Raw genomic sequence first — 21,999 nt, 5'->3', positions numbered from 1 at the left:
TATAAGTAATAAAACGAAGTGGATATTCCCCCGTGGCACTACGCGCTACAGGGCTGATACCCGTGGAACGGCATCGTAAATCACGGTGAATTGGCTGGTGTACACGCCCCCATAGCGATTGACCGGCATGGCCGTCGGGCGAATGACCATCTCGACCTGAGTGCCAGGCGTGGACGTGGCGTCGTCCACTACCTCTTGAGGCATTCCATTGAGGTAGACGCCGTTGAACAGCACAGCCAATGGAATATCAATCCGGCCATTGTTCAGATAAGCGCTGCCCTCCTGAATGTAAGCATGGACCGAGCCGTCGGTATTCTTTACATCGAAGATCTGGCGCACGTAACTCAGCGTATTGTTCACCGGATCGTAATGCATGTATTCGTCCCTGCCGAAATCCGGATTGCGAGGCTGTACATGAAACTGCTTGTTTGGAATGTTCGCCGTGATGTGGATGGATGTGCGTGCATCATCAGCCGCCAATGCCCATGAAGGACTTAGGACTGCAGCAACCAAGGCTGTAACGGGCACCACTTTTTTTAACATTGCTTGACACCTCTTCTGAGTAATAAAACGAAATTCAAACTCCCCCGTGGCGAGGGAGCTTGCTCCCGCTGGGTGGCGCAGCCGCCCCCGCTTTTCCAACCAGATGGAAACTTCTGACTTGCCATCTTTGCGGCTGCTGCGCAGCCGAGCGGGAGCAAGCTCCCTCGCCACACAAAACCATCAGCATCACCAGCCCTTGTGGAGACTCACGGCGCTAGGGCATCGAACACCATGTGCACCGTGCCGTAGTAATCACCCGACCTGTACCCGTCGTCGGGCTTGATCGCGGCGATTTCCAGGGGCACATGGCGGCCGGGCCTGGCTTCGAGGGCCGTCACGACCTGGGTCGAGTCCAGGTTCAGTTCGACGTTGTTGAACTTCACCTTCAAGTCGATCCGCTCACGGCCGTTGGATAAATAAGCCTCCTCGGCCAAGCGCGCGCCGATGGCACCGGTGGTGTTTTTCACCTCGTAGGTCGCCCGCAGCGGGCTGAGCTCGCTGGTAATGGAACTGAACGGCAAGCGTTGCTCGCGCTGGACCAGTTGCGGGTCGAGGGGCAGCACATAAAAATCCACCGTCGGGATGGTCACGTGGAGTTCGAACGTTTCCCGCTCGACCGCTGCCCAGGCCGAGACCCAGGGCAGCATCAGGGCGGTCAACGCGAGGGGGTGTAGCAATGGCTTGGACATTTTGATTACCTGTGGCGTCTGCGACGGTTCGGCGGCGGCAGCCGTCAACCCTTGATCTCGACGGCTTTGCTCTTGCCGCCCTCGATCAGCGTGAAGCGGTATTCGCGGCCCGACTCCTTGTCGAAGGAAAACGTGCGACCGGCCATGACGTGGTGCTTGGTGGTCGGGCGGCAATCGGTTTCTTTCTTCGCCTCGCAGTCCTTGAACTCATCGATCACCACGACGCTGTTGCCGTTGTTGCGCATCACGTAGCGATTGGCGCTGTCATCGATCACAGTGTCGAAACGGGTGTCCTTGGGCCGCACGAAAAACACCGTGCCGTAGCCGGCCAGGACCTTGACCCCCGCTGCCACGCGTTCTTTCTTGTACGCTTCACGCTCCTCGGCACTGACGGCAAATTCGTCTTCGGCTTCCGGCACCACCGGCACGAAACGCACTCGGAAATAACGCTCCTTGTCGCGGTTGCCCATGAACAGCAACCGGGTGCCCTGCATGCCGTTGGCCGGCACGATCAGGCGCGCCGGGCTGGCCATCAGGCCATCCTTGGAGGTGGCCCCGGCCTGGTTCTCCAGGGGCAATTCCTGGTAGCTGCCGTCCTCGTTGTAAACGATTTCGAGGATGTTGACCTTGACGAACGCCGTGGAGGTTCCGCCGTTGAATACCCGCTTCATGTAGGTGCTTTTGTCGCCGTCCAGATAGTCGTAGACCACCCCGACACCAATCTGCGGCCCGGCGAGGGCCATGCTGCCGAACAGAAGAAAACCAACCCATGCCACTAGATGCTTCATCACTTCTCTTAACCTCATGTATTAAACGCAACTCATTGAAGACTGCCCCACGGCACGCCACTTAAACTTCAGAATCCCAGATCACCGTGACGGCGCCGGTATAGGTGTCGGGCGCGCGATCGAGCATCGCCGCGACACTGCTGCTGCGGATGTGGAAATGCAGGGTGGCGGGCTTGCGATCGATATAGCGGACCGGGAGAAATCGAACGGGATTGGTGAAGGCCCCGACAGGCACCGTTTGGCGAATGACCGGTGTCCCGTTGGTATTGGTCAAGCCGTCGGGCAGCGTCACATCGACATCCACCGGATAGTAAATTTCGGAACCAGGCGCCGTTACACCGCACTCCGTGCCGGCCATGTACCGGCACTCGAGCCTCATCGTGAACGGTGAAGACGTCGAGATACGAAACTGATGGTCGCGAAACAGCACGGTCGGTTTGCTTCCGTTGCTCAACCAGGCTTGCCAGCCCTCACGAGGCTCCAATTCCACCCGGTTTCCCCCCGGTGGAATTTCCACCTTGAGGACGTGTTCGACATCCAGGGTGAAGTTGAGCGTGAGCGCCGGATCATTGGGGATCACGACGTCACCGAAATCAAAATCCTGGCCCGGCCCGATGCCCAGTGTCAGCGAGCCCCGGTACTGGCCGCCGGCCATTTGCAAAGGATTGGGCGTGCGCAGCTCGTAGGCAAAGCTCAAGTCTTGGTACTGGAATCGAGGAATCAGGTATCGAGCCGGTTTGGCGCACGCCTCTTCCGCCGGAGTCCTCCAGAAGAACCACGCGTGGGAAATGCTGGCGCCCTGCCTCACACAGGGCGCAGGGGCTTGCCACCAAGTCGAGCCGAATATCATGTTGTAGGCGGTTTCGTCGCTCACGCCACCACCGACAATGTCCGCCGGGCTAGGTGTCAGCCCGATCGCCCCGCCTAGTCCGACTACGCGCAATTCAAGCGTTTCTGTATGCCCTGTACCGGAATGGGTCACCTGTACCGGCCGCCAGTTGGCCGGTGCCTTTAGCATCGCACCTTGCCGATTATCTTCGTGATTGGCCTGGATAGGCCCCCCGGAAGCGCCCGTACCCAGTCTCAGGCTGAACATCCCTACCGACTGGCACAGCGCGGCAAATTGCTCGCAATAACCGCTGTTTCGAGTGGTATTGATGAACTTGTTCTCTTGGGGCTTTGCGCTGTCCGCTCTGAATTGCGCGGTAATCTCCAGCGTGGCGGCTTCGACAGCCGGCAAGCAGCCAAGCCAAACCGCGGCAGCCATGCCACTTGCCAGGTTTCTCGAGAGTTTCATCTATGCAACCTCATGCATCCAAGCAAATCGTGAGGGGGGCAATACATCCAGTGAACAGGCCAAGGGTTTTAAACTTCCGAATCCCAGATCACCGTAACGTTGCCGCTATAGTCCTTGGCCCCACTGTCCAGCATCGCTTCGACCTGGCTGCGACCAACTTCGAAGTGCAGCATTCCCGGCCGGCGATCGACATAGAAGCCCGGCTGGAACAGTTCGGTGCCACTGCCGTCACGCAACAGGCGGCGACGGTTGACCGGTTGTCCGGCGGCGTCAGTCAGGCCATCGGGCAGGCTGACGCTGACGTCTACTGGCACTGAATGACCGGTGCCTGTTTCGGTGATCGCGCAGGTATTGCCACTGACGTATTGGCATTCGAGCCCCATCTTGAAACGGGAGGAGGCCGAGATATGGAAGCGTTGGTCGCGGAACAGCTGGGTCGGTTTTTGGCCCTGGTTCAACCAGGCTTGCCAGCCGCCTTGGGGGACCAATTCGACGCGATTGCCGCCGGGGGGGATTTCGATTTTGAGGGTGTGTTCGACGTCAAGCTTGAAGTTGAGCGTGATAGCCGAATCGGTGGGGATCATCACATCACCCATGTCAACGTCCTGCCCCGGACCAACGCTATAGGTCAGCGACCCGGTGTATTGGCCGGACGACATCTTCAATGGGTCGGGTGTGCGCAGCTCGTAAGCGAAGTCCAGATAGCTGTAATTCATGCTGCCGAGAGGGATCAGGTAATTGGCCTTTTTGGCACATACGCCCTCCGTTGGCGTCTTCCAGAAAAAGCCATAACCCCTATCGTTAGCCAAGCCAACCCCGCTGTATCGACATGGTGAGGGCGCATACACCCAATCAAGGCCAGTCCATAACATCTGGTGGGCCCTTAAAACACTCACGCCTCCACCAACCAATTGGATCACAGTGCTATTGGGGAACGATTGTCTCGACCCAAAACCCGCCCAACGCACTTCAACGACTTCCGTTTCGCCCGTACCCGTATGGGTAACTTGTATGGGGCGCCAATTGGCAGGCACTTTAAACATCGCACCTTGCCGAGGATTTTCATGACCCGCCTCGATAGCGCTGATCGCATTGGCAGTAAGCGGCAATCGAATGCTGAACATACCGCTGATTTCGCATTCCCTTGGGAGTTGGGCGCAATACCCACTCACCGGCGTGGTATTGGTGAACTTGTTTTCCATGGGTTTCGCAGGGTCAGGCCGAAAAATCGCACTGATATCCTGCGTCAACGCATTGGCCATTGGCGAACCAACAACGAGCGACGCAAATAACAACACCGAAACCACGCTGCGCACGGCCACCGATAAGGGTTTCATCTATACAACCTCATACATCAAAGCGAATCCCTGCAAATGGGAGAAAGAACCTTCACGTGGGGCGCGCACCTTGCTCTCCACGACACATCAGGAATCAGGAGCGCTGCTGGTCCTTGCCGGCCTCGCCCAATGAGCTATCCGCCAACGTGTCCGGCGTGCAGCGCAAATCACCGATCATCAACACATCGCCTTCGCGGTTGGCGTTGTCCGGGTCGAGGCGGAACCGGCAGAACAGTTCGCTGCCGTAACGCACTTCCAGGGTGGGCGAGCTGGCGTTCATTTCCATCGAGAAGAACCCGTCCGCCTCGCTGACGCCGCGACTGGCGTGGTTGATCACGTGATGGCCCCGAAGCGGCTCGCCGTGTTCGTCCACCAGGCGTCCAAGCACGGTCACGGTTTTCATCACCTGGATCTTGCGGTAGTCCACGCCCCCCTTGTTCAGGTGATAACGGGTCCGTGCAGGCTCGATATTCGCCGCTGGCGGATGCACGCCGTCGAAGTCGAAGGTCACCATGCTGTTCTTGTAGGCAGTGATGGGGATGAAGTTGCGGCCCGGGCGCAATGCCGTGCTGCCACCGGTCAAGTCGTCGGCACGCAGGGCGACATCGTCCAGGTCGGTTTCCACGTCGACGATCAGGCCCGCGCCGCGCCCTTGGGGCTGGCCGGTGAAGGCGGTTTTCTGCCCGCCGACGGCCACGGTGCTGCTCAGGTTCAAGCCGCCGGTAAGGTTGTCGTTATAGGACGAGCGCTGAACGAAACCGTCGCCGTACAGCGAGTCGGTCATGAAACTGGCGATGCTGGACAGGCCCACGCCATAGGTGTCGGCCAGTGCCGTGGCGGAGACACTCTGCAAGACGTGGTCCTGCAGGTCCCGGCGATAGGTCACAGAGGCATTGTGGTCGCGGTCGCCGTCCCGTGATGTGCGACTGCCGATGCTGCCCGACCAGTACTCGCCCGGTCCGCCCAACGCGACACTGACGCTCAGGTCGACGCCGCGGTTGCGTCGGTCGTCGGTACTCGAAGTCCCGGGGCGGTCGAACAGCGACAGCCGCCAGTTGGCATCGCTGCCGCGCAGCTTGCCGCGCTGGGTCCAGCCCAGGTCGAGCCCGGTGCCCTGGACATTGCCTTCGCTGTAGGCCAGCCGTCCATTGATGGAAGTCTTGTTGCTCAAGCGATGGTTGATCGACAACGAGGAGTTGCTGGTTTGGCCGACGAACACGTTGCGCTGGCGAATGCGCGTGCCGTCCGGTCGGGTTTCATAGGTGTTGCGGGTGTCCAGCCAGCTACGGTTGTGGCTCGCCACGACGCTGCCATGGCCATAGCTGTAAAGGCCTTGCACGTCCATGCCGGTGCCGTACTGCTGGGTCTGATAGACGTTGGCGTACAGGCTGGTGTTGCTGGCGAGCGTCCAGTCCACCGAGGTGCCCACTTGCACTTTGTCCTGCACCTGGCGCGTGGAAGCGCCCAGGATCACCCGGGGATGCAGCAAATAATTGAGGCCCACACCCGCCGTGGTGAAACCCGAAGGCTGGTCTTCCCAGTTGCTCCAGAGCCTGGTTTCGCGCCCGGCGAACAGGTTGTAGCGCCAGCGGTCCTCCGAGTTGCTCCAGTTATTGGGTTTGTAGACCAGCTCCTGGCTGGTGGCGGTGGTCTGCCCGTCCTCGATCAACCGCACTTCCACTTCATAAATGCCACCGGGCAAGGGTCGCGTGTCCAGGCTCTGCAAGCCGGCGCTGACTGCCTGGCTGTTGATCAGCAGGCCGTTGCGATAAATCTCCACCGAAGCCTGGCGGTTGGCGGTGACATAAATGGGGTAGACGCTGGGCTTGGGATTTTCCAGCACCAGACTGTCGGAGCTGCCGTACATCACCCCGAGGGCGGTGTCCGGGTTGGCGCCGAACGAACGGATCTGACGGTTCAAGCCATCGGAGCTGGGGGTGAAATAACCCAGGCGGAAAAAACTGCCTTCCATCTCTCGTTGGGTGTAAAGCTCATGGACGGCGTGGTACAGCTTGTCGTCCGGGCCGCCAAGACGCGAAAGCTGGAGGTCCAGTGACTGGCTCCAGTTGCCGACGCTGGACATGGCGTTGAGGCCATAACGCCCGCCCGTGTCCTGTTCCTGGCCACCATTGATATTCAGTTGGTTGTTGAAGATCAGGCCGAGGCTGCCGCCTTCCGGCTGATCGTGGTAACGCTTGGTTTCGTAGGCTCGCTCCACGTCCCTGGTCAGGATCGATACCAATGAATTTTCCAGACTGTAGTGCACCGCCAGCAGCCCGGACGGGCAGCTGCTTTCGCAGGCGCCCAGCCTTTGTCCTTGCTTGAGATGCTGTTCCCATTGCTCGCGATCGACAGCTTTTATCGCGCTGTCCTGGGTGTCGGTGAATTCGAGCAGGGTAATACGATCATCCCGCGTCAAGACCACCATGGCTTCACCGAGATACTGTTGATTGAGTTCAACACGAACCGCCAAAGGCACATCGAAAAAGTGCGATTCAAACTCAGCCGGCAACCCCTTGGCCTGGGCAAGCAGGCTCCTGGGCGTGGTACCGGGGGCAGTCGGCGCAGCCAATGCACTCGCGCACAAACATAGCGCGAGGGCACCCGCGATGGGTGTCATCGGAAACATCAACGGATTCTCATAATCAACGAACGATCAGGGCGTTTCAGGTGCGGACCGCCCGGCGGGGGAGCGCCGGACGGCCTGCGGCAATGCCCAGGCAATGAGGTGAAACTCACCGGGCATCGAGCGGCATCAAGGGCGCGGCACGGCGTCGAAGATCACGGTCATGTCGGCGGTGTACAGGCCGTTCTGGGTATCCAGGGGCTTGTCCGCAACGATGGTCATGTCAGCCTGGGTACCTGGCGTGGAGGTTGCGTCATCCACCACTTCCTGAGGGGATGCAGTCAGGGTGATGCCGTTGAACTTGGTGGTCAGGGCGATGGCGTCACGGCCGTTGTACAGCGCTGCCGGGCCACCCTCGATGTAGGCATGGACCGAGCCGTTGGTGTTTTTCACGTCGAAGGTCTGGCGCAGGGAAGTCAATGTGCCCGCGACCAGGTTGTAGCTCATGACTTCATCCTTACCGAAGTTCGGGTCACGCGGCTGTACATGGAACTGCAGCGTCGGGATGTTCGCGGTGATGTGGATCGAGGACCGAGCATCGTCGACGGCGAACGCCGCCGAAGAAGCCAGGGCAGCAGCAACCAGAGCAGTACCGGATACGAGTTGTTTGAGCATGTTGTTAACACCTGTTCTTAGCATAAAGAGAAGGGTTGAAGTTGCAGCCCAACAACCACTTGGCCTGCCCCTTCAACGCCGGGGCATGATCGGCTCTCTTCAACTAAAAAAAAGCAGGCAGATTCCCACAGGCGCGTAGTAAAACCAGCACGCGAGTTGAGGAAAATTCTTCGCAATTTTATTAAAAATTAGTTTGGATGTAAGAAAAAACCCACATAGCCAGGCCCGCCGCGGCCTTGATCAAAGTCAAGAGAAAAAGGCGAAAATCCCATCATCCGCATGCATGTAACATTCAGGTAAGGTCTTACTTAATTACAAATAGTGCGACGCAACGCTCGATATATCTTAGTTGCAGATTTAATCGAGCGCCAAAGACATATCGCCAAATAAAAAGATACATCTAAGTGCTAGCTTATGCCGAACGGAGAACAGCCTATGAGAGCCCCTTACTTGCATGCCAAACACGATCAGGATGGTTTTGAACAACGCCCGGCTGGCCGTGAGCGTGGCAGCCGCGGACCACGTGTCTTCGCCTCCGGCGATTTGAAATTGCTGTTGTTGGCATTGATTGCCGAACAGCCTTGCCACGGCTATGACCTGATCCGCCGGATCGAGGGCATGTTCGACGGCGCCTACAGCCCCAGCCCCGGGGTGATTTATCCGACCCTGAGCTTTCTGGAAATGACGGCAATGATCAGCGGTAGCACGGAAAGTGGTAAAAAGTCCTACAGCGTGACCGACGCCGGACGTCTATTCCTTGAAGCACAAGCCGCCGCACTGGATGAGATGTGGGTGCGCATCGAGGCCAGCAAGCGCATGTTGCAGGGCCATGACCGTCCACCGCAGATCCACGAAGCGGTGTATAACCTGCGGCATGCGTTGCAACAGCACCCGGGTTGCTGGAGCCCGGAAGAAGTCCTGAGGGTCTGCGACCTGCTCAACGACACCGCCAAAGCCATCATCGACGGGGCCGATCGCCCTTCTGTTTCGGAGTCAAGCCAATGACTGATGTCGATCCAAATACCATTCACCGCGTCAACCACGAGATCAAGCGTCGCCGCCTGCAAGTGCTGCGGGTGCAAGACCTGACCCCGCGCATGCGCCGCATCACCGTCGGCGGGTCGGAACTGGCCGGGTTCGTCAGCCTGGGCACGGATGATCACGTGAAGCTGCTGTTCCCGCAGAGCGCCGAGGAACACGCCGCCCTGGAAAATTTCAACCCCAGCGCCGGCAAGGCCCAGGGTCCGATGCCGGAAATGCGCGACTACACCCCGCGCAGCTATGACCTGGACAGCCTGGAGCTGGTCATCGATTTCGTGCTCCACGGCGATGGCCCTGCCTCGACCTGGGCAGCCCAGGCGGCGCCCGGGCAATACCTGTATATCGCCGGGCCACGGGGCTCGATGGTCGTGCCGGACATTTTCGACAGTTACCTGCTGATCGGCGACGAAACCGCCCTGCCCGCCATCGCCCGCCGCCTCGAAGGCCTGGCGCCGAACCGGCGTGCCCTGGTGGTGGTGAAAGTGGAAAACGGCGCCGAGCAGCAGGTCCTCAAGAGCCCGGCGCAGTTGCAAGTGATCTGGGTGTTGCGCGAAGGCCGCCAGAACAACCTGCTGACCACCGTGCAACAGTTGGATATCCCCGACGGCAAGCTGTACGCCTGGGTTGCGACCGAAAGCAAGGTGTCGCGGCAGATTCGCAAGGTGTTGCTGGAGGAGAAAGGCTTGGATCAGGATTTCGTGAAGGCTGTGGGGTATTGGAAGGCGGAGGGTAGCGAGGAGGATTGACGGACGGTGTTCTGGCCCCTATTGGCTGAACACAAGCCCCGTGGCGAGGGAGCTTGCTCCCGCTGGGCTGCGCAGCAGCCCCCTCTCAAAGCCACTCAATCAACCTGATCCACCGAGTTGCCTGGATTTGGGGCCGCTTCGCGGCCCAGCGGGAGCAAGCTCCCTCGCCACGGGGGCTATCGTTGCCCTTGAGAGTTTTACCCGACACCCCACCAGAGATCCCCACCCCATGCTCTTCCTGATCGCCTACATCAGCAGCGTCGTGCTGATCAACTTCGCGTTTTCCGCCGCACCGCACCTGGACATCATCTGGTCGGCGTGGGGTGGGCTGGTGTTTATCCTGCGGGACATGGTGCAGACCCGCTTCGGCCATGGCGCCATCGCGGCGATGCTGGCGGCGCTGGTGTTGTCCTACGCCACGTCGGACCCGACCATTGCCTTGGCCAGCGCCACCGCGTTCGCCGTGTCGGAGTGCATCGACTGGCTGGTGTTCACCATCACCAAACGCCCGTTGCATGACCGGCTGTGGATCAGCTCGGCCTTGAGCATTCCCCTGGATACGTTCATTTTCTTCGGCCTGATCGACGCCCTGACGCCGGCCGTGGTGATCACCGCCCTGGCCTCGAAATTCGCCGGGGTCACGGCTGTCTGGCTGATCATGGCCTGGCGTTTACGCAAGCAAACCGTCGCCAGCTGAAGCCAAACCCCGCGGTTCATGTAAAATGCCGCGCTTTCTCCCATGGGAAGCTCGCCCGGCGCGCGCCCCTCGATGATCCGCTCCTGTTTGAGGACCTTCAGATGACCCGTATCGGAACTCCATTGTCGCCCACCGCGACCCGCGTTTTGTTGTGTGGCAGCGGTGAGCTGGGCAAGGAAGTGGTGATCGAACTGCAACGCCTGGGCGTTGAAGTGATTGCCGTGGATCGCTACGCCAACGCGCCGGCCATGCAAGTGGCCCACCGCAGCCATGTGATCAACATGCTCGACGGCGCCGCCCTGCGTGCCGTGATCGAGGCCGAGAAGCCGCACTTCATCGTGCCGGAAATCGAAGCCATCGCCACCGCGACCCTGGTGGAACTGGAGGCCGAAGGCTTCACCGTGATCCCCACCGCCCGCGCCGCGCAGCTGACCATGAACCGTGAAGGCATCCGTCGCCTGGCCGCTGAAGAGCTGGGTCTGCCGACTTCGCCATATTTCTTCGCCGACACCGTCGAAGACTACCGCACGGCCGTCGAGACCCTGGGTTTCCCGTGCGTGGTCAAGCCGGTGATGAGTTCATCGGGCAAGGGCCAGAGCCTGCTGCGCAGCGTCGATGACGTGCAGAAAGCCTGGGATTACGCCCAGGAAGGCGGCCGGGCCGGCAAGGGCCGGGTGATCATCGAAGGTTTTATCGATTTCGATTATGAAATCACCTTGCTCACCGTGCGTCATATTGGCGGCACCACCTTCTGCGCGCCGGTCGGCCACCGTCAGGAGAAAGGCGACTATCAGGAATCCTGGCAGCCCCAGGCCATGAGCCCGGTAGCCCTGGCTGAATCCGAGCGCGTCGCCAAAGCGGTGACCGAGGCCCTGGGTGGTCGTGGCCTGTTTGGCGTCGAGCTGTTCATCAAGGGTGACCAGGTGTGGTTCAGCGAAGTTTCGCCACGCCCCCACGACACTGGCCTGGTGACGCTGATTTCCCAGGACCTGTCGCAGTTCGCCCTGCACGCCCGCGCGATTCTCGGCCTGCCGATCCCGTTGATACGTCAGTTCGGGCCTTCGGCTTCGGCGGTGATCCTGGTGGAAGGCCAGTCGACCCAGACCGCTTTCGCCAACCTCGGCGCCGCCCTGAGCGAACCGGACACTGCCCTGCGCCTGTTCGGCAAACCGGAAGTCAACGGCCAGCGTCGCCTGGGCGTGGCCCTGGCCCGCGACGAATCCATCGAAACCGCCCGCGCCAAGGCAACCCGGGCTTCGCAGGCGGTGAAGATCGAGTTGTAAGGCTGGCACACCCCCCGTGGCGAGGGAGCTTGCTCCCGCTGGGGCGCGCAGCGGCCTCAAATATTCCCAGGCGACTCTGTGTGTCTGGAAAATCCAGGGGGCTGCTGCGCAGCCCAGCGGGAGCAAGCTCCCTCGCCACGAAAGCAGAGCAAGCTCCCTCGCCACGCTATGTGAAATTGAAGCCATAAAAAAGGCGACACCCGCAAAGGTGTCGCCTTTTTTATGGGTGCCGGTCGGGCTTAATCCGGCAGTTTGTAGGCGATCACATAGTCACCCTGCTTGGTGCCCAGGGAACCGTGGCCGCCGGCGACGACCAGCACATATTGCTTGCCGTCCTTGCCGGTGTAGGTCATCGGCGTGGTCTGGGCGCCGGCTGGCAGGCGGCCTTCCCACAGTTGCTTGCCGTTTTTCACATCATAGGCGCGCAGGTACTGGTCAAGCGTACCGCTGAGGAACGCCAGGCCGCCGGCCGTGGTGAACGTACCACCGAGGCTCGGCACGCCCATGCTCAGCGGGATCGGTACCGGCGAACTGTCACGCACGGTGCCGTTCTTGTGCTTCCACAGGGTCTTGTTGTTGGTCAGGTCCACCGCCGCCACGTAACCCCAGGCCGGCGCCTGGCAAGGCAGGCCCATGGGCGAGAGCAACGCTTCGAGGATCACGCCATAGGGCGCGCCCTTGTTTGGCTGCACGCCTTCGGTTTCGCTCTTGCGACCCGGGCCACCGGCCACTTCTGTCGCCGGCACGAGCTTGGACTTGAACGCCATGTAGCTCGGGTTGACGAAGGCAATCTGGCGCACGGGGTCAACCGAGATGCCACCCCAATCGAACACACCGAAGTTGCCCGGGTAGACAATCGAGCCTTGCAGCGACGGCGGCGTGAACATGCCGTCATAGCGCAGCGACTTGAAGTCGATCCGGCACAGCATCTGGTCGAACGGGGTCACGCCCCACATGTCGCGTTCCTTGAGGACCGGCGGCACGAAGTTCAGGTCGGACATCGGTTGGGTCGGCGAGGTGTGATCGCCTTCCACCGCGCCTTGCGGCACCGGGATTTCCTTGATCGGGATGATCGGCTGGCCATTGCTGCGGTCCAGCACGTAGATGCTGCCCTGCTTGGTCGATGCCAGTACTGCCGGTTTGACGCCGTCGGCGGTCTTCATGTCCATCAGGGTCGGTTGACCGCCCACGTCCATGTCCCACAGGTCGTGGTGAGTGAACTGGAAGTACCAGCGCACCTTGCCGGTGGCGATGTCCAGGGCAGTCAGGCCGGCGGAATATTTTTCCGACTCCGGAGTGCGCAGGCCGCCGAACTGGTCAGGGGTCTGGTTGCCCATCGGCAGGTAGAGCATGCCGAGTTTTTCATCGACGCTGAACATGGACCACATGTTCGGCGAGTTGCGGGTGTAGGTCTGGCCTTCGGCAATCGGCGTGGTGTCGTCCGGGTTGCCGCTGTCCCAATTCCATACCAGCTTGCCGGTGTGCACGTCGTAGGCGCGGATCACACCGCTTGGCTCGTCGGTGGAGACGTTATCGGTGACGTGGCCGCCGATGACTACCAGATTCTGGGTCACCGCCGGTGGCGAGGTGGAGTAGTAGCCACCGGCCGTGAAGCCGCCGATGTTGGCGCTCAGGTCGATCTGGCCTTTGTCGCCGAAGTCTTCGCACATCTTGCCAGTGTCGGCATTGAGGGCGATCAGGCGCGTGTCGGCGGTCGGCAGGAAGATCCGCCGAGGGCATACGGTGCTGGCCGGCGTGGTGCTGGCGGTGCCGGTCGGGCTCTGTTCGGCCGAGGCGTACACGGCGTCATCGTGATAGCTCACGCCACGGCAGGTCATGTGGGCCCAACCCTTGAAGTTTTCCGCTTTTTGCGTGGAAAGTTTCGGATCGAAACGCCAGATTTCCTTGCCGGTTTCCGGCTCCAGGGCAATTACCTGGCTGTGGGGCGTGCATACGTAAAGCATGCCGTTGACCTTCAGCGGGGTGTTTTCCGCCGTGGTCTCGCCCGGGTCGTTCGGCCCTGGCAGATCGCCGGTGCGGAACGTCCAGGCTTCTTTCAGCTTGCTGACGTTTTGCGGGGTGATCTGCGCCAGCGGCGAGTAACGGTCGCCGTGGGCGCTGCGGCCATAGGAATTCCAGTCACCGTCCTGCATGGCCGGTGCGGTGTTGGTCATGCCTGGCACGGCGTCGCGGTCCAGTTGGCCTTTGATTTCACCCGGGTTGGTGAATTGGCTGGCCAGTGCGGCGATACCGGCAATCACCACGGCGGCGCCCAGGGCACGGGTGCCCATGGGCGAGGCATCGGTGGTCAGCAGCGGACGGCGGAACCACGGCAACAACAGGACGATGCCGAGGGCAAACAACATTGCCAGGCGCGGCACCAGTTGCCACCAGTCCAGGCCCACTTCCCATAAGGCCCACACGGTGCTGGCGAACAGCACCAGCGCGTACAGGCCCAGGGCCGCGCGACGGGCCATGATCAGCAGCACGCCAGTCAGCGCCAGGCCGATACCGGCCAGCAGGTAATACCACGAACCGCCAAGCGTGCTCAGCTTGACACCCCCGGCCAGCAGGGCCAGGCCCATCAATAGAAGCAGAATGCCGAGCAAGCTCGGTAGCAGACGGCTTCGACTCAAAGCACCCTCAGCGCTCATAGTGTGTTCTCCGTGATGTTTAAAGAGTCCCCGCAGGTAGTCACTTTAGATGACGATCCTGCGCGGGCATGGTTCAGTTGAAAAAAGCAAATTCGGTTGGCAGCGTCCCTGTGGGAGCGGGCTTGCTCGCGAATGCGTCGGATCAGTCAACCAAGGGCTGAATGGAAAAACCGCTTTCGCGAGCAAGCCCGCTCCCACAGGACAGCGCTGTCTTGCCTGGAAATTGAAGTGCTGTAAAACAGCTCTAGCCCGGCCAAAGAAACGTTTCAGCAAGCGGCGCAAGGATAAAGTTCTGTTTCCAATAGAGAAAGCGTTTTTACTGACATGGATCATCTCGGATTCGGTAACAGTGCGCCCCCACAGGGCAACGGTCTGCGAGGCGACGGCGAAGGCTATGCTTCCACCACAACGGCACCTCGGCTAAGGTGCGCGGCTTTACCCCCTTTTCGCCCGAAGGCCTCCCATGACCGAACCGAACAACAACCCGCTGCACGGCGTGACGCTGGAGCAGATCCTCAACACGCTGGTGCAGCATTACGAGTGGTCGGGCCTGGCCGAACGCATCGATATTCGTTGCTTCAAGAGCGACCCGAGCATCAAGTCGAGCCTGACCTTCCTGCGCAAGACGCCGTGGGCACGGGAGAAGGTCGAGCGCCTGTACATCAAATTGATGCGCACTAAACGGCCGGTTTGAGCCATGGACACGGGCGTCGCTCGTCGCCTCACGCTGCGCCAGCGTTTCGTGTCGGTCGCGGCGCTGCTGGGTTGGGCGGGCTTGAGCATTCAGCTGTACCTGATCCTGATCGGCCGCTGGACGTTGGGTGCCAGCCTACTGGGCGGGCTGGTGAACTTTTTCAGCTTCTTCACTGTGCTGACCAATACGCTGGTGGCGGTGGTGCTGACGTGGGAGCTGACCCCACGCGAATCCAGCGCCCGCCGCTGGTTCCTGCTGCCCAGTGTTCGCAGCGGCATCGCCGTCAGCATCGCCCTGGTCAGCCTCGCCTATAACCTGCTGTTGCGACACCTGTGGCAACCCGGAGGCTGGCAGTTCGTGGCCGACGAGTTGCTGCACGACGTGGTGCCGCTGCTGTACCTCATCTATTGGTGGCTGTGGGTGCCCAAAGGCACTTTGCGCCTGGGCCACATCGGGCTTTGGGTGATCTATCCCTTGGTGTATTTCGGCTATGTGTTGCTACGGGGGGATTTACTGGCGGCTTACCCCTACCCTTTCATCGACGTGGCGAACCTGGGTTATCCACAGGTGTTCATCAATGCCGGGGGGATTTGGTTGGGGTTTGTCGGGATTGCGCTGGCGGTGGTGGGGTTGGATCGGTGGTTGGGGCGGCGGCCATCTAAAGCCGTGTGAAATATCTTTGTGGCGAGGGAGCTTGCTCCCGCTGGGCTGCGCAGCAGCCCCCCTCGGATCTGCCAGCCGCACCGAGTTGCCAGAGTGTTATTGGGGCTGCTTCGCAGCCCAGCGGGAGCAAGCTCCCTCGCCACAGGGGGTGTGTACACAAATAGATATCAAGGCCGTGCAGGCAACATCCACACCAACCCACTGGCCTTGGCCCGTTCATGACACAACGCCAAGACGCCGCGCCGCTCGTCATTGTCCATCCGGCTCCAGCGGGTGATTTCCGTCACGGTGCGCTGGCAGCCGGTGCAGATGTCGTCCTCGTCCAGCGCGCAGACATTCACGCAGGGCGAGCGAACCGGGCGTTCGGGCGTGCTCATTGTTCCTGCTCGGCCAGATCGCGCGCATAGCGTTGGGCGTTATGAACGTAGTGGGCCGCGCTGGCCTCGAGCATTTTCTTCTGGGCTTCGGTCAATTCCCGCACCACCTTGCCGGGCGAGCCCATCACCAGGGACCCGTCGGGGATCTCCTTGCCTTCGCCGATCAGCGAGTTGGCGCCAATGATGCAGTTCTTGCCGATTTTCGCGCCGTTGAGAATCACCGCGTTGATGCCGATGAGACTGTAGTCGCCCACCGTGCAGCCATGGAGCATGGCGTTGTGGCCGATGGTCACGCCGGTGCCGATGGTCAACGGGAAGCCCATGTCGGTGTGCATCACTGTGCCGTCCTGCACATTGCTGTGCTTGCCGATCAGGATCAGTTCGTTGTCGCCGCGCAGCACGGCGTTGAACCACACGCTGGCGCCCTCTTCGAGGCGGACCTTGCCCACCAGCGTGGCGTTGGGCGCGACCCAGCTTTGTGGGTGGGTTTCGACACGGGCATCGCCCAAGCGGTATTTCATGAGGATCCTCTGGGCATCAGGTATTGATGAAGCTCTTGGGCGGTTTGTGCAGGTCGATACCCGCGTCGAACAACAGGTTGACCAGCTCGACGATCATGATCGCCGTCAGGCCCCAGATCTTGTATTCACCAAAGCGGTAGCTGGGCACGTACCAACTGCAGCCCTGGTAATCGATACGGTGCGTGTGCTCGCGGGGATCCTTGCGGAAAAACTCCAGCGGCACGCTGAACACCGCGGCGATCTCGGCATCGTTGGCCTGATATTCGACGTAGTCCGGAATCACCCCGACATAAGGCGTGACCTTGATCCCATGCAGGGAGATCAACGGGCTGAGCGGGCCGATCACTTCCACCAGGCCGGGGGGCAGGCCGATTTCTTCCTCGGCTTCGCGCAGGGCGGTGAAAATCAGGTCCGGGTCTTCCGGGTCGCGGCGCCCGCCGGGGAACGCCACCTCGCCGCCATGGGTCGAGAGCCCACTGGCGCGCAGGGTCAGGACCAGCTCCGGTTCGTCACTGCGGGTGATCGGCACCAGCACGGCAGCTTCAGGGAAACGTCGGTCGGCCTGCAGGTCACGTGGGGTATGGTTGCTTACTCGATGCAGTAGCTCGTCCAGCATGAGACTTCTCGATTTATTCGCTACCTTGCATCATGCACCAATCATTCAAGCGGCCCAACCCCCGCACCGCGTTGTGTCGCGAAACGACAACTTGCCGCACCGGCCCACGCACGCCAAGATAGGCGCAGCATTCAGGAATCCAAGCATGAAATTCTGCAGCCAGTGCGGTAACCCGGTGACCCAGCGCATACCCGAAGGCGACTCGCGCCTGCGCTTTGTTTGCGACACCTGCGACACCATCCATTACCAGAACCCCAACATTGTGGCCGGTTGCGTACCCACCTGGGGCAGCAAGGTCTTGTTGTGCCGGCGCGCCATCGAGCCGCGGCGCGGTTACTGGACGCTGCCGGCGGGCTTCATGGAAAACGGCGAGACGGTCGAACAGGCCGCCGTGCGCGAAACCGCTGAAGAAGCCTGCGCGCGGGTGCGAAATTTAAGCATCTATACGCTGATTGACGTACCGCACATCAGCCAAGTGCATGTATTCTTCCGCGCCGAGCTGGTGGACGAAGATTTCGCCGCTGGGCCCGAAAGCCTGGAAGTGAAACTGTTCGAAGAAGCGGACATTCCCTGGGATGAACTGGCGTTCCGCACGGTGGGCCGCACCCTGGAATATTTCTATGCGGACCGCCAAGCCGAGGATTACCCGGTGCGATCCGAATCGATTCCGCCACTGGCCCAGCCTGCCAATACCTGACAAAACCCATATAGCCGCGACACCTTTAGGGATATCGTTTCAATGCGTTGGTTGCTTGTCCTGTTCTGCTTGTCGTTTACCGCCGTGTCCCAGGCCTCTGCCGTAGGCACTTATAACGGCAAGCCCATCGAAAAAGTGCTGGTGCTCAAGTCCGCCCATCAATTGCAATTGATCAACGACGGCAAGCCGCTCAAGACCTATCGTATTTCCCTGGGCAAAGGCGCCAAGAAAGGGCCCAAGCTGATCGAAGGCGACAAACGCACCCCCGAGGGTTTCTACTGGATCGACTGGCGCAAGACCAGCGATCGCTTTTACCTGTCGATGCACATCTCCTACCCCAACATCGCCGACGCCGCCCGCGCCCGCCGCGAAGGCGTGGAGCCGGGGGGCATGATCATGATCCACGGCACGCCGGACTCAGAAGAAAACCCTGAACAATTGTTCCACACCTTGGACTGGACCGATGGCTGTATTGCCATGCGCAACGTGGATATGCGCGAAGTCTGGAACCTGGTGCCGGATGGCACCATGATCGAGATTCGTCCGTAGCCCCTCGCCACAACACCATCCCCCGTGGCGAGGGAGCTTGCTCCCGCTGGGCTGCGCAGCAGACCCAAGGCAGTCGAACTCAATTTGGCTGACACATCGCAGCGTCTGGTTTTGGGGCCGCTTCGCGCCCCAGCGGGAGCAAGCTCCCTCGCCACAAAGGCTTTCTGGCCCGGCAGCAAATCTTCGTTGCCTGACCTGGCCTCATCGCACCCCTGCCCGGAACGCTACCCGGGCGGATCTGACAGGCCACTGCCCATGTGGCGAGGGAGCTTGCTCCCGCTGGGCTGCGCAGCAGACCCAAGGCAGTCGAACTCAATTTGGCTGACACACTGCGCTGTCAGGTTTCAGGGGCCGCTTCGCGCCCCAGCGGGAGCAAGCTCCCTCGCCACAAAGACCCATTAGTCCCCGTCTCGGGTGACCGCCGGTCGGCATCGAAAAATAATTTCAAAAAAGCGCGCCGTCAGAAATTGCCTACGGATGAATACCAGTTCATTCGACAACCATCATCACAGGCGGCACTCTTTGCCTTCGAATCGACGCCCTCTAATACCACTTCAATCCCACCCCACCGAAACCCTCCAAAAAACCGTCTAAACCCAGGCCAAGCAGCGTTGACATGGTATTCAAGTGGTATTAGCTTCCACCCCACTTACCGGGCGACAACAACTCAACAACCGCATCGGACACCCACATGAACGACATCCTGGCCCTGCGCCCCGACGACACCCAACCCACGCCGCTGTACCTGCAATTGGCGCGCAACCTGGAGACGGCGATTCATGCTGGCCAGTGGAAAGCCGAGCAGGCGATGCCGTCCGAGCGCAGTTTGAGCGAGCAACTGGGCATTTCCCGGGTTACCGCGCGCAAAGCCTTGGAGGTGTTGTTCGACCAAGGGCTGATCCGCCGCAACCAGGGTTCGGGCACGTTCATCACCCCGCGCCTGGAACAACCACTTTCGCGCCTCTCCGGCTTCAGCGAGATGCTGCGGCTCAAGGGCTTTGTGCCCGGGTCCCAATGGCTGGAGCGGGACATCACCCCGCCGACCCACGAAGAATTGATCCGCCTGGGCCTGTCGCCCACCGACAAAGTCGCGCGGCTCAAGCGCCTGCGCAAAGCCGACGACACGGTCATGGCGATCGAAATGAGCACCCTGCCCGCTTCGATCATTCCCAAGCCGCAAGCGGTCGGCGATTCGCTCTATGAATTCCTCGATGGCATCGGCAAGCCCGTGGTGCGCGGCCTGCAACACATCCAGGCGATCAACGCCTCGGACGAATTCGCCGCCCTCGTGGGCATCGCCCCCGGCACCGCGATGTTGCTGATGACCCGGGTCGGCTACCTGGAAGACAACACCCCCATCGAAGTCACCGACACCTATTGCCGCAACGACTACTACGACTTTGTCGCAGAGCTGCGGCGCTAGACGACCAGAGAATCCCCATGTCCGAAGACAACATCCTCACCGCCAATGGCTGGGTTCGCGGCCGCCTGCTACATGAGCACGGCAGGGTCGTGTCCGTCGAAGGCCAACCCTGCGATCCATCCAGCAATGACCTGCCCTACCTGCTGCCCGGCTTCATCGACCTGCATGTGCACGGCGGTGGCGGCAAGGACATCATGCAAGGCGCCGCGGCGTTTGAAACTATCGCCCGCACCCACGTGCGTTTCGGCACGACTTCGTTGCTGGCCACCACCATGACCGCGCCCAGCGAAGAGATCACCCAGGTGCTCCAATCCCTCGGCGAATTCTGTGAACAGCGCCCGAGCGGCAGCGCCCGGGTCTTGGGCGTGCACTTGGAAGGCCCCTACATCAACCCCGGCAAGCTTGGTGCACAACCGAATTTCGCCCACACCGCGCTGATGGCCGAGGTGGAAGCTTATCTGGCCCTGGCGCCGATCCGGGTGATTACCATCGCCCCGGAGATCGCCGGCCACGATGCCTTGATCCGTGCCCTCAGCGCTCGCGGCGTGCGCATGCAGATCGGCCACACCCTGGGCAGCTACGAGGAAGGCGTCGCGGCACTGGCGGCCGGTGCGACCAGTTTCACCCACCTGTATAACGCCATGAGCCCGCTACATCACCGCGAACCTGGCATCGTCGGCGCGGCGCTGGCCCATGCCCAATATGCCGAGCTGATCCCGGATTTGCTGCACGTCCACCCCGGCGCGATGCGCGTGGCCCTGCGTTCGATTCCATGCCTGTATTGCGTCACCGACTCCACCGCCGCCGCTGGCATGCCGGATGGTGAATACAAGCTGGGCAGCCACACCGTGACCAAGTGCCTGGGCGGTGTACGGCTGGCCGATGGCACCCTGGCCGGCAGCACCCTGACCATGGACCAGGCCCTGCGCAACCTGGTGAAAATCGGCCTGCCCATCGCCGAAGCGTCCCAGCGCCTGTCGCAATTCCCCGCCGACTACCTCGGCCTGCCCGAACGCGGTCGCTTGCAACCGGGTGCCTGGGCCGACTGCGTGCGCCTTGACCGTTCCCTGACCCTGACCGACGTGATGGTCGAAGGAGAAGCCATTTGACTTCCAAAATGCTTGAGGAGGCGCTGGCCTCGTTCGAAGCCGTCGAACGCCAGTTGCAGCAGTTGGACCCGGCCTTGCTGGAGATTGCCGGACGCCTGCGCCGCCAGCCGCCGCAAGTGGCGATGACCGTCGCCCGTGGCAGTTCCGACCACGCTGCCAGCTACTTCGCTTACCTGACCATGCAGCAACTCGGCTTGCCGGTGGCCTCGTTGCCGATGTCGGTGGTGACCATGCAGCAGGCGCCGCTGAAAGTCAGCGGCCAGGTGGCGTTCGGGTTTTCCCAATCGGGACAAAGCCCGGACCTGGTGAACAGCCTGCGCCTGTTGCGCAAACGCGGTGCCTTGAGCGTGGCCCTGGTCAACGCCACCGATTCGCCCTTGGAAGCGGCGTGTGAATTCAGCGTGCCACTGTGTGCCGGCGTCGAAAGCAGCGTCGCCGCCACCAAGAGTTTTATCGCCACCCTCAGCGCCAGTGCGCGGTTGGTGGCCCACTGGAAAGACGACGCCGAACTGCTGGAGGCCGGCGATGCCCTGCCCGACGGCTTGCGCGCGGCCGCCCGCCAGGATTGGCACACCGCCGTCGAAGCCCTGCGCGACTGTCAGCGATTGATGGTGATCGGCCGGGGCGCCGGGTTCGCCATCGCCCAGGAAGCAGCGCTCAAGTTCAAGGAAACCTCGGCGATCCAGGCCGAAGCCTTCAGCAGCGCCGAGGTTCGCCATGGGCCGATGGCGCTGATCGATGAAAACTACCCGCTGCTGGTCTTCGCTCCGCGCGGTGCCGAACAGGCCGGCGTGTTGAGCCTGGCCGCGGACATGCGCCAGCGCGGCGCCCGTGTGCTGTTGGCGGCGCCCGATGACATCGCCGAACGCGACCTGACCCTGACCCGCACTGAGCACCCGGCCCTGGACCCGATCCTGGCGATCCAGAGCTTTTACGGCATGGCCGCCAGCCTGGCCGTGGCCAGAGGCCTGGACCCCGACCAGCCGCGGCACTTGAGCAAGGTCACGCGTACGCACTGACCTGCTGATTTTTAG

The 21,999-nt window shown here is 61.2% G+C and carries 22 protein-coding genes; 11 read left to right on the top strand and 11 right to left on the bottom strand.

The genetic code is table 11. The features are described from left to right. Positions 1-45: 45 nt before the first annotated feature. From PFLQ2_RS22460 to PFLQ2_RS22490, 7 genes are all read right to left on the bottom strand, one after another. Entirely contained in the window at positions 46-375 is a 330-nt protein-coding gene (locus PFLQ2_RS22460) for a hypothetical protein (protein ID WP_225970857.1), read from the bottom strand. Between the two features lie 374 nt (positions 376-749). Then, positions 750-1,232 carry a CS1 type fimbrial major subunit gene (locus PFLQ2_RS22465; RefSeq protein ID WP_003178429.1) on the bottom strand — a complete coding sequence of 161 codons (483 nt, stop codon included), beginning with the start codon at positions 1,230-1,232 and terminating at the stop codon, positions 750-752. Positions 1,233-1,276: 44 nt separating this feature from the next. After that, the gene (locus PFLQ2_RS22470) at positions 1,277-2,020 is read right to left on the bottom strand and encodes a pilus assembly protein (protein ID WP_033045923.1); all 744 of its coding nucleotides are present in this window, start codon (positions 2,018-2,020) and stop codon (positions 1,277-1,279) included. A 61-nt stretch (positions 2,021-2,081) separates the two neighbouring features. Further along, entirely contained in the window at positions 2,082-3,317 is a 1,236-nt protein-coding gene (locus PFLQ2_RS22475) for a hypothetical protein (RefSeq protein ID WP_003178426.1), read from the bottom strand. A gap of 68 nt (positions 3,318-3,385) precedes the next feature. Beyond that, a complete protein-coding gene (locus tag PFLQ2_RS22480; RefSeq protein ID WP_003178425.1) occupies positions 3,386-4,654 on the bottom strand; it encodes a hypothetical protein in 1,269 nt (422 codons plus the stop codon). A gap of 94 nt (positions 4,655-4,748) precedes the next feature. After that, entirely contained in the window at positions 4,749-7,283 is a 2,535-nt protein-coding gene (locus PFLQ2_RS22485; RefSeq protein WP_003178422.1) for a CS1-pili formation C-terminal domain-containing protein, read from the bottom strand. Positions 7,284-7,409: 126 nt separating this feature from the next. After that, positions 7,410-7,895: a CS1 type fimbrial major subunit gene (locus PFLQ2_RS22490; protein ID WP_003178420.1), complete on the bottom strand. Its 486-nt coding sequence runs from the start codon at positions 7,893-7,895 to the stop codon at positions 7,410-7,412. A 435-nt stretch (positions 7,896-8,330) separates the two neighbouring features. On the opposite strand from PFLQ2_RS22490, the gene PFLQ2_RS22495 reads away from it, so the two are divergent. The 4 genes from PFLQ2_RS22495 (at position 8,331) to purT (ending at position 11,662) form a co-directional block, all read left to right on the top strand. Continuing rightward, the gene (locus tag PFLQ2_RS22495) at positions 8,331-8,900 is read left to right on the top strand and encodes a PadR family transcriptional regulator (protein WP_003178419.1); all 570 of its coding nucleotides are present in this window, start codon (positions 8,331-8,333) and stop codon (positions 8,898-8,900) included. Next, a complete protein-coding gene (locus tag PFLQ2_RS22500) occupies positions 8,897-9,682 on the top strand; it encodes a siderophore-interacting protein (protein ID WP_003178417.1) in 786 nt (261 codons plus the stop codon). The genes PFLQ2_RS22495 and PFLQ2_RS22500 overlap by 4 nt, the downstream gene beginning before the upstream one ends. Before the next feature lie 229 nt (positions 9,683-9,911). Beyond that, positions 9,912-10,379, top strand: coding sequence for a hypothetical protein (locus tag PFLQ2_RS22505; RefSeq protein WP_003178415.1), 468 nt, complete (start codon positions 9,912-9,914; stop codon positions 10,377-10,379). A gap of 101 nt (positions 10,380-10,480) precedes the next feature. Beyond that, positions 10,481-11,662 carry a formate-dependent phosphoribosylglycinamide formyltransferase gene (gene purT / locus PFLQ2_RS22510; protein WP_003178413.1) on the top strand — a complete coding sequence of 394 codons (1,182 nt, stop codon included), beginning with the start codon at positions 10,481-10,483 and terminating at the stop codon, positions 11,660-11,662. A gap of 239 nt (positions 11,663-11,901) precedes the next feature. Here purT and PFLQ2_RS22515 read toward each other — a convergent pair whose 3' ends face one another. After that, positions 11,902-14,316 carry a glucose/quinate/shikimate family membrane-bound PQQ-dependent dehydrogenase gene (locus tag PFLQ2_RS22515; protein WP_003178411.1) on the bottom strand — a complete coding sequence of 805 codons (2,415 nt, stop codon included), beginning with the start codon at positions 14,314-14,316 and terminating at the stop codon, positions 11,902-11,904. A gap of 463 nt (positions 14,317-14,779) precedes the next feature. Here PFLQ2_RS22515 and PFLQ2_RS22520 point away from each other — a divergent pair, with 463 nt between their 5' ends. Then, positions 14,780-15,010, top strand: a complete 231-nt coding sequence (locus tag PFLQ2_RS22520) for a VF530 family DNA-binding protein (protein WP_003178410.1) — start codon at positions 14,780-14,782, stop codon at positions 15,008-15,010. A 3-nt stretch (positions 15,011-15,013) separates the two neighbouring features. Continuing rightward, positions 15,014-15,682 carry a Pr6Pr family membrane protein gene (locus tag PFLQ2_RS22525; RefSeq protein ID WP_003178408.1) on the top strand — a complete coding sequence of 223 codons (669 nt, stop codon included), beginning with the start codon at positions 15,014-15,016 and terminating at the stop codon, positions 15,680-15,682. 158 nt (positions 15,683-15,840) lie between these two features. On the opposite strand, the gene PFLQ2_RS22530 is transcribed toward PFLQ2_RS22525, so the two are convergent. Genes PFLQ2_RS22530 through PFLQ2_RS22540 form a run of 3 tightly spaced genes read right to left on the bottom strand, consistent with a single transcriptional unit; the run spans position 15,841 to position 17,187 of the window. Beyond that, positions 15,841-16,050, bottom strand: a complete 210-nt coding sequence (locus PFLQ2_RS22530) for a DUF1289 domain-containing protein (protein WP_003178406.1) — start codon at positions 16,048-16,050, stop codon at positions 15,841-15,843. Further along, entirely contained in the window at positions 16,047-16,571 is a 525-nt protein-coding gene (locus PFLQ2_RS22535; RefSeq protein WP_003178404.1) for a gamma carbonic anhydrase family protein, read from the bottom strand. Before PFLQ2_RS22535 ends, PFLQ2_RS22530 begins: the two co-directional genes overlap by 4 nt. Positions 16,572-16,587: 16 nt before the next feature. Then, positions 16,588-17,187 (bottom strand): CoA pyrophosphatase, encoded by a 600-nt coding sequence (locus PFLQ2_RS22540; RefSeq protein WP_003178402.1) that lies wholly within the window; start codon positions 17,185-17,187, stop codon positions 16,588-16,590. Positions 17,188-17,332: 145 nt separating this feature from the next. Here PFLQ2_RS22540 and PFLQ2_RS22545 point away from each other — a divergent pair, with 145 nt between their 5' ends. From PFLQ2_RS22545 to PFLQ2_RS22565, 5 genes are all read left to right on the top strand, one after another. Further along, the gene (locus PFLQ2_RS22545) at positions 17,333-17,884 is read left to right on the top strand and encodes an NUDIX hydrolase (RefSeq protein WP_003178400.1); all 552 of its coding nucleotides are present in this window, start codon (positions 17,333-17,335) and stop codon (positions 17,882-17,884) included. 42 nt (positions 17,885-17,926) lie between these two features. Further along, entirely contained in the window at positions 17,927-18,433 is a 507-nt protein-coding gene (locus PFLQ2_RS22550) for a L,D-transpeptidase family protein (RefSeq protein ID WP_003178398.1), read from the top strand. Positions 18,434-19,124: 691 nt separating this feature from the next. Then, positions 19,125-19,856, top strand: a complete 732-nt coding sequence (locus tag PFLQ2_RS22555; RefSeq protein ID WP_003178396.1) for a GntR family transcriptional regulator — start codon at positions 19,125-19,127, stop codon at positions 19,854-19,856. A gap of 17 nt (positions 19,857-19,873) precedes the next feature. After that, positions 19,874-20,965 (top strand): N-acetylglucosamine-6-phosphate deacetylase, encoded by a 1,092-nt coding sequence (nagA, locus tag PFLQ2_RS22560; RefSeq protein ID WP_003178394.1) that lies wholly within the window; start codon positions 19,874-19,876, stop codon positions 20,963-20,965. Continuing rightward, positions 20,962-21,984: an SIS domain-containing protein gene (locus PFLQ2_RS22565; RefSeq protein WP_003178392.1), complete on the top strand. Its 1,023-nt coding sequence runs from the start codon at positions 20,962-20,964 to the stop codon at positions 21,982-21,984. The genes nagA and PFLQ2_RS22565 overlap by 4 nt, the downstream gene beginning before the upstream one ends. Positions 21,985-21,999 lie beyond the last annotated feature (15 nt).

Origin of the sequence: Pseudomonas fluorescens Q2-87 (assembly GCF_000281895.1) — a bacterium.
GTDB lineage: Bacteria > Pseudomonadota > Gammaproteobacteria > Pseudomonadales > Pseudomonadaceae > Aquipseudomonas > Aquipseudomonas fluorescens_S.
The sequence above is the reverse complement of the archived record's forward strand: the minus strand, read 5'-3'. Positions and strand labels throughout refer to the sequence as shown.

Bases quoted from the DNA above. Each gene is read 5' to 3' on its own strand.
- PFLQ2_RS22460 (WP_225970857.1), bottom strand. From the start codon at position 375: ATGCATTACGATCCGGTGAACAATACGCTGAGTTACGTGCGCCAGATC.
- PFLQ2_RS22535 (WP_003178404.1), bottom strand. From the start codon at position 16,571: ATGAAATACCGCTTGGGCGATGCCCGTGTCGAAACCCACCCACAAAGC.
- PFLQ2_RS22480 (WP_003178425.1), bottom strand. From the start codon at position 4,654: ATGAAACCCTTATCGGTGGCCGTGCGCAGCGTGGTTTCGGTGTTGTTA.
- PFLQ2_RS22525 (WP_003178408.1), top strand. From the start codon at position 15,014: ATGGACACGGGCGTCGCTCGTCGCCTCACGCTGCGCCAGCGTTTCGTG.
- PFLQ2_RS22490 (WP_003178420.1), bottom strand. From the start codon at position 7,895: ATGCTCAAACAACTCGTATCCGGTACTGCTCTGGTTGCTGCTGCCCTG.
- PFLQ2_RS22555 (WP_003178396.1), top strand. From the start codon at position 19,125: ATGAACGACATCCTGGCCCTGCGCCCCGACGACACCCAACCCACGCCG.
- purT (WP_003178413.1), top strand. From the start codon at position 10,481: ATGACCCGTATCGGAACTCCATTGTCGCCCACCGCGACCCGCGTTTTG.
- PFLQ2_RS22540 (WP_003178402.1), bottom strand. From the start codon at position 17,187: ATGCTGGACGAGCTACTGCATCGAGTAAGCAACCATACCCCACGTGAC.
- PFLQ2_RS22470 (WP_033045923.1), bottom strand. From the start codon at position 2,020: ATGAAGCATCTAGTGGCATGGGTTGGTTTTCTTCTGTTCGGCAGCATG.
- PFLQ2_RS22475 (WP_003178426.1), bottom strand. From the start codon at position 3,317: ATGAAACTCTCGAGAAACCTGGCAAGTGGCATGGCTGCCGCGGTTTGG.
- PFLQ2_RS22495 (WP_003178419.1), top strand. From the start codon at position 8,331: ATGAGAGCCCCTTACTTGCATGCCAAACACGATCAGGATGGTTTTGAA.
- PFLQ2_RS22485 (WP_003178422.1), bottom strand. From the start codon at position 7,283: ATGTTTCCGATGACACCCATCGCGGGTGCCCTCGCGCTATGTTTGTGC.
- PFLQ2_RS22505 (WP_003178415.1), top strand. From the start codon at position 9,912: ATGCTCTTCCTGATCGCCTACATCAGCAGCGTCGTGCTGATCAACTTC.
- PFLQ2_RS22515 (WP_003178411.1), bottom strand. From the start codon at position 14,316: ATGAGCGCTGAGGGTGCTTTGAGTCGAAGCCGTCTGCTACCGAGCTTG.
- PFLQ2_RS22520 (WP_003178410.1), top strand. From the start codon at position 14,780: ATGACCGAACCGAACAACAACCCGCTGCACGGCGTGACGCTGGAGCAG.
- PFLQ2_RS22530 (WP_003178406.1), bottom strand. From the start codon at position 16,050: ATGAGCACGCCCGAACGCCCGGTTCGCTCGCCCTGCGTGAATGTCTGC.
- PFLQ2_RS22500 (WP_003178417.1), top strand. From the start codon at position 8,897: ATGACTGATGTCGATCCAAATACCATTCACCGCGTCAACCACGAGATC.
- PFLQ2_RS22550 (WP_003178398.1), top strand. From the start codon at position 17,927: ATGCGTTGGTTGCTTGTCCTGTTCTGCTTGTCGTTTACCGCCGTGTCC.
- nagA (WP_003178394.1), top strand. From the start codon at position 19,874: ATGTCCGAAGACAACATCCTCACCGCCAATGGCTGGGTTCGCGGCCGC.
- PFLQ2_RS22545 (WP_003178400.1), top strand. From the start codon at position 17,333: ATGAAATTCTGCAGCCAGTGCGGTAACCCGGTGACCCAGCGCATACCC.
- PFLQ2_RS22465 (WP_003178429.1), bottom strand. From the start codon at position 1,232: ATGTCCAAGCCATTGCTACACCCCCTCGCGTTGACCGCCCTGATGCTG.